We start from the raw sequence: 6,692 nt of genomic DNA on the forward strand, positions 1-6,692 counted from the left end.
AGACATAAAACTGCCCACTTTCACGTGAAAGTGGGCAGTTTTATGTCTGCTCGCGGGGTGGCCGGATACATATGAATGGCAGGGCGGACACATATGAAGGGCCACACGAAAGCAAAGGTTAGGCTAGCCTGATCCAACGTGGCGAAAGTCTGTGTTGGAACGCCTCGCCAGTGGGCAGCGTCGGCGCCGGGAACTCCCGCCGGCGGTCACGTGCAACCCCTGTGCCCGCTGCGGTCGCAGAATCGGCGTTCCCCGCCGTAGCAGCCAACCGCGCCGAAATCAGATCCGTTGGCGGACATCGCAGTTCCTCAGCCTGGGCAGCGCCACCGCCAACGTCAAACACACACGAAATGGGGGACACATGCGGCCCAAAAAAGGCTGGATGCGCAAGTTCCACAATCCGGATTCGACCGATCGGCCACCGCTGCTGATTTTTCCGCACGCGGGCGCCGGCGCATCCTGGTACCGCAGATTCTCGCAGGCGTTGAGCCAGGACTTCGAGGTCATCGCCTTCCAGTACCCCGGGCGGCAGGACCGCGCCGCTGAGTCACCGCTCACGTCGTTGACCGATATCGCGGCAGGCGCGTTCGCCGAATTCCAGGCCTCGGAGTTCAACCGCGGCATTCCGATCACCACCCTGGGCCACAGCATGGGTGCCCACGTCTCCTTCGAATTCGCCAGGATCGCCGAGGCCGCGGGCATCACGGTCCGGCAACTCACGGTGCTGGCCGCGGTCGCCCCGCACCGGCTGGCCGGCAAGCCCGCCGCGCCCACCGACGACGACGGTCTCTTCGAGCACCTGCGTTTTCTGGGCGGCACCAACGCCGACGTCGCCGGTGACCCGGAGATCGTCAAGATGACGTTCCCGGTGGTGCGGGCCGACCACCGCGCCGCGGAGACCTACCGCTGTGACCCGACGACCCGGGTGGCCGCGCGGATCCATGTGATCGGCGGGGACCGCGACCCCATCGTCACCATGGCCGACCTGAACGGCTGGCGCGAGCACAGCGCCGACATCGAGGTCACGCTGTTCGACGGCGGCCACTTCTTCCTCACCGACCACATCGACGGCATCCGGGAATTGCTGTCCGAGAACGGAGTTCGCCGATGACAATCGCCGCCCCCACGCGCGTGGACGATCCCATCGTGATATCCGGTATGTCGGTGGAGGCGCCGGGGGGCGTCAGCACACCGGCCGCCTACTGGACGGCACTGAGCGAATCCCGTGAACTGATCGGCCCGCTGCCCCGCGACCGTGGCTGGCCGGTCGACGATATGGTCTCATTGTCCAGGAACGAGGGCTGGGCCGATATCTGCGACGCCGGCGGCTTCCTGCCGAACCCTGGCGCCTTCGACCCGTCGTTCTTCAACATCGGCCTCGGTGAGGCCACCATCACCAGCCCGCAGATCCGCCTCGCCATGCGGACCGCGTGGAAAGCGGTGGAGAACACCGGAATCAATGCCGCCGCCCTCGACGAGGAGGAGGCCGGCTGCTTCGTCGGGGCCTATCCCACCGAATACGGGCCGCTGGGTTCGGGCGCCGACGAGTACGGCGGGTACCGGACGGTCGGCCAGGTCACCGACAGCATCGCCGGACGGGTATCGCATGCCCTCGGCCTGTCAGGGCCATCGGCCACCGTGAACACCGCATGCGCATCCTCGCTCACCGCGCTGCACCTGGCCGCGGCCTCGGTGCGCAACGACGAATGCGACTGGGCGCTGGCCGGCGGTGTATGCGTCATGGGCACCCCGGTCATCGTCTACGACTTCGCCAAACACCATGCCCTGGCCGCCGACGGGCATTGCCGGGCCTATGCCGACGATGCCAGCGGCACCCTGTGGGGCGAGGGCGCCGGGTTCGTCACCGTCGAGCGGGAATCCCGCGCCCGCCGGCTCGGGCACCGGATCTTCGGCCGCATCCTGGCCAGCCACTACAACCACAACGGCAAGGGCAAGGCCATCCTGACGCCGCGCGCCGACGTGCAGCAGAAACTCATCCGCAAGGTCGTCGACGCGGCCGGGATCGACGCCGCCGACGTCGGCATGATCGAGGGGCACGGCACCGCCACCCGCGCCGGGGACCGGGCCGAACTGAGCGCCCTGGTCGACACCTACGGCGCCGCGGGCTCGACCGCGATCGTCGGATCCGCGAAATCCAACCTGGGTCATGCCCAGGCCGCGGCCGGGATGCTCGGAGTGATCAAGGTGCTGCTCGCCGGGTGGCACGGTCAGATCCCGGAGTCGCTGTTCACTGACAACCCGACCAGCCAGATCAACTGGGAGAGCACCGGACTGACTCTTGCCACCAAGCTCAACGACTGGAAACCCCGTGGCACCGACAGATTCGGAGCCATCTCCTCTTACGGGGCGGGTGGGGTCAACGCGCACACCATCATCGCCATGCCAGTACGAGAGGAGCACGACGATTTCTGAGTACCGGCTGCCCGACGGCACCATCCCGATCCTGCTCTCGGCCGACACCGCCGGCCTGCTCCGGGCCGAGGCCGAGGCACTGACCCGCTATCTGCGCGAGCACCCCACCGTGCCGCCACAGCGCATCGCCGACATGTTGTTCCGGACCCGCAAGCCGCGGCGCTACCGGGCGTTGGCGATGGTCACCTCCCACGGACAACTCACCGAGGCGCTGACGGCGGTCGCCGAGGACCTGGCGCATCCCGCCGTGATCCGCGGCGAGGAGCCGGCGCAGGCGTGCCGCACCGCCTATGTGCTTCCCGGACAGGGTGGTCAGCGACCGGGTATGGGTGCCCTGTTCCATCGCTCGATGCCCGCCTACCGCGCCGAGGTCGACCGCTGCGACGCCATCTTCCGCGCCCGGTTCGGCGATTCCCCGCTGGGCTACCTGCTCGGGACCGACGACGCCGGCGACAGCACCACGGTGGTGCAATCCGCACTGTTCATGCAGATGGTCGGCCTCGGCGCGGTGTGGCGGTCGTGGGGCGTAGCGCCCGGTGTGGTGGTCGGGCACAGTCAGGGCGAGATCGCCGGTGCCTATCTCGCAGACAAGATGAGCCTTGAGGATGCCGCGCTGGTGGTGGGGACCCGGGCGCGTGCGGCCGAGAGCATCTCCTCGGACGCCTACGCCATGGCGGTGGTCGGCGCCGACCGCGATGAGTGTGAGGGCGTCCTGGCCCGGCAGAACGGCTGGGCCGAGGTATCGGTGGTGAATTCGCCACGGATGGTGGGCATCTCGGGGGAGCGTGAGACCGTTGCGGCGGTGGTGGACACGTTGGCAGGCCGGGGCCGGTTCACCCGGACCATACCGGTGCGCTATCCGGCCCACACCAACGCCGTCAACGAGTTCCGCGATGTCATCGCGGGTGCGGCGCGGGGCCTGAGCAACCCGGACTTCCTGGACGGCGCAAGCGTTTTCATCGGAGCCACCCTGGGGGAGCAGGTCCCTTCCGGCCTCGCGGTCGCCGACTACTGGTTCTGGAATCTGCGGAACACCGTGCGGTTCGACCGGGCGGTCGCGGCCGCGGTGGCCGACGGTGTCGATGTGTTCATCGAGCTCGCCGAACACCCGACCCTGCAATACGCGATCGAGGAGAACCTGGCCGCCGCGGGAGCCGCGAACCGCACGGTGCTGGGTACCTCGGACCGGGACGCCACCGATCCGGCGGAGTTCACCCGAAGCCTCGCGGTGCTGGCGGTGCACGACATCGACTATGACTGGACCGCACTGCGTACCGAATCGGGGCACGACGTGACCCTGCCCCTGCTCGATTTCCCCAACACCCAGATGAACGAGCTGTCGTTGTGGCTGCCGTATCACGGCTTCTTGGCGCGCCGGGCCGACCCGGACGACCGTCCGGACCCGGCGCCGCAGACCCGGCCGGTCACCACGGCACCGCCCCGGATCCTGACCGAGGAATGGCGGCCGGTGACCCGCCGGTCGGTGACGCCGCCACGCCGCATCGGCATCATCGATCACACCGGCGACTGTGCGGAACTCGCCCGGGCGCTGTGCGCGCACGCCGAGCGCCAAGAACTGTCCGCGCGGCTGATCACCGCCGGCGACGACACCGACCAGCTGGACGCCGTCGTGATCCTGCAACCCGCGGCAGGCCCGGTCGACGCGGACGAGGAGGTCCGCCGGACCGCGACGTTCTTCGCGGACCGGACCTGGTGGCGCGCACCGGGGGCGGGGCTCGGGGAATACTGGTTGCTCACCGTCGGCGCCGAGCGGGTACGCCCCGGTGACCACCCCGCCGATCCGGTATCGGCCGCGCTGGCGGCGGGGTTTCGTTGCCTCGGTGCGCAATACCCCGACATCGCCTTCCGTCACCTGGATCTCTCACCCGCACAACCGGATCCGGTGGCGATCATCGCGGCGCTGCACACCACCGGCGAACCCGAACTTGCACTGCGGGACGGCGGTCTGTACACCAAACGGCTCGTCGACGCGCCCAGCGACCCGGATGCGCCTGCCCTGACCGGTCGTCATGTCCTGATCACCGGGGGCACCGGCCGGGTCGGGCTGGAGTTCGCCGAATACGCCGCGCGGGCGGGCGCCGGACGGGTCACCCTGGTGAGCAGATCGGGCACGTCGCCCGGGATCGCCGAGCGGCTGCGTGGGCTGCCGGCCACCGCCGACATCCGGGTACTGGCCTGCGATGTCACCGATGCCGCCGCGGTCGCCGAGTTGGCCGCCGGCATCGACGCCCCGGTGGACCTGCTGGTCCATGCCGTGCTGGACACCGACGGCACCGGTAACGCGGATCTCGAAGACCTGACCGCCGATCGGCTCGAGCGCGGCCTGCGCGGCAAGATCGTCGGCCTTTCCCATGCACTGCAATCGGTTCCGTTGTCCGACGACGCCAGGATCCTGCTGTGTTCGTCTACCGCCTCGGTGCTCGGCGGGCGTGGCAAACTCGTCTACGCGGCGGCCAATCGGCTACTCGACGCCCACGCCCAGCTCCTGCGCGATCAGGGCCGCGACTGTGTGTCGGTGCAGTGGGGCCAGTGGGATGTGTTCGAGGGACGCGATCGCGCCGAGGCCGCCAACCTCGCCGAGATCGGTTATCTCACCATGCGTTCGGCGGAGGCCGTCGAGCTGGGGCTGCGGCGGCTGCCCGCGAACGTGGCCATCGCCGCACTCGACCTCGACCGCGCGCGATCCGGGCTCGGCCTGCTGGGTTACGGTCCCACGCTGTCGGCCCTGGCGGCGATACCCACCGCGGACATCCCCGCCGCGCGGACCACCGGCGCCGCGGAGCGCGTCGAGTCCGGCCACGACGGCACCGATGTGCGACGGCGGCTGCTGGGGCTGCTCGCCGAGGTGCTCGGCGTCGATGACGTGCAGGCGGTGGACGGGGCCCAGCCGCTGGTGGCGGTCGGGCTGGATTCCCTCAACGCGCTGCAGCTGCGACGCCGGATAAAGTCCGAATTCAGGTGTGAGGTGGCGGTTTCGAAGCTGCTGGGTGGGGCGACCCTCGACGATGTGGTGCGCGAGGTCGGCGATGGCGCCGCCGCCGACGCTTCCGGCGCGGCCCGCAGGCCTGCCGAGCCGGCGCCGCCGGACGGACGGCTGGAGCTGGCCAGGATCCCCTCGGCGCGCGCCGATCTGGATCTGTTCGGGCTGGCGGCGATGTGGCGTGTGCTCGAGCCGGTGCTTGGCGACGGCGACACGCACGATATGGCGGAGCTGACCGATCGGCTCCGGATCGTCGAGCGCCATCACTGGATCCTGCGGCAGTGGTTGGAGGCGTTGACCACAAGGGGTTTCGTCGGCGCGGAATCGGGCGGTTACCGGCGGCTTCGTCCGGTTCCGGCACCGCAGCGCCCCGACCTCACGGCGGTGTGCACGGATCTGGGCTACCCGCCGCCGTTCGGGGAGTTCCTGGCCGCGGCCAACGAGCATCTGGAGCGGCTGCTCACCGACCGGACCAGTGTGCAGGAGTTGTTGTTTCCCGACGGATCGACCGCGACCGCGGACGCCTTCTACCGCGACAACGTCATCAGCCGATACCTGAACCGGCGGGCACGCCAGACCGTCGCCGACACCGTGCGGGGCCTGATGACCGAACGGTCGCCGGTCCGTGTTCTCGAGCTCGGGGCGGGTGTCGGCGGCATGACCGACGCCATCGTCGACGGGCTCGCCGGACTACCGGTCGAATACCACTTCACCGATGTCTCCACGTTCTTCCTGACCGCGGCGCAGAAGCGGTTCGCCGCTCACCCGTGGATGACGTTCGGGCTCGTCGACCTCAACTCGGATCTGGGACGGCAGCCGCCGTGTGACGTGGTGATCGCGGCCAATGTGGTGCACAACGCCGCCGATATCGGCCGGACGCTCGACGAGCTGCACGGCATCCTGCGGCCCGGCGGTGCGATCGTCCTGATCGAGTTGTGCACGGCGCACTGCTCGTTGATGACGTCGGTGTATTTCCTGATGTCACCGCGGCCGGGCCTGGCACAGGTCGGGCTGACCGATGTGCGGGCGGGCACCGACCGGATCCTGCTGACCCGCGACGAGTGGCACGGCGAGTTCGCCAGGGCCGGTTTCACGCCGATGGCCCCGCTGCCGCCGGCCGACGATCCGCTGGCCGCCCTCGACCAGTTCGTGCTCGGTGCCGTGCGCAGACCCTGACGTTTCCCCCCCGCAGGTTTCTCCCGCGAGCAGACGCGCGGGTACCCCGGAATGCGCATTCCCGGGTACCCCCGTGTGTGCG

At 69.4% G+C, this 6,692-nt stretch carries 3 protein-coding genes; all 3 read left to right on the forward strand.

All coding sequences use genetic code 11. From position 1 onward, the window contains the following. Nucleotides 1-361 precede the first annotated feature (361 nt). From ACWDTP_RS36390 to nbtC, 3 genes are read left to right on the forward strand one after another with little or no spacing between them, the layout of a single operon-like run. On the forward strand, nucleotides 362-1,111 hold the full coding sequence (locus ACWDTP_RS36390; RefSeq protein WP_450028068.1) for a thioesterase II family protein: 750 nt from the start codon (nucleotides 362-364) through the stop codon (nucleotides 1,109-1,111). Further along, a complete protein-coding gene (locus ACWDTP_RS36395; RefSeq protein ID WP_450028069.1) occupies nucleotides 1,108-2,433 on the forward strand; it encodes a beta-ketoacyl [acyl carrier protein] synthase domain-containing protein in 1,326 nt (441 codons plus the stop codon). Before ACWDTP_RS36390 ends, ACWDTP_RS36395 begins: the two co-directional genes overlap by 4 nt. A 55-nt stretch (nucleotides 2,434-2,488) precedes the next feature. Next, a complete protein-coding gene (gene nbtC, locus ACWDTP_RS36400) occupies nucleotides 2,489-6,610 on the forward strand; it encodes a nocobactin polyketide synthase NbtC (RefSeq protein ID WP_450028070.1) in 4,122 nt (1,373 codons plus the stop codon). Nucleotides 6,611-6,692 lie beyond the last annotated feature (82 nt).

Source organism: Mycobacterium sp. NPDC003449, from assembly GCF_053588415.1.

Excerpts from the sequence above, each read along its gene's own strand:
- ACWDTP_RS36390 (WP_450028068.1), top strand. The coding sequence starts at position 362 with ATGCGGCCCAAAAAAGGCTGGATGCGCAAGTTCCACAATCCGGATTCG.
- ACWDTP_RS36395 (WP_450028069.1), top strand. The coding sequence starts at position 1,108 with ATGACAATCGCCGCCCCCACGCGCGTGGACGATCCCATCGTGATATCC.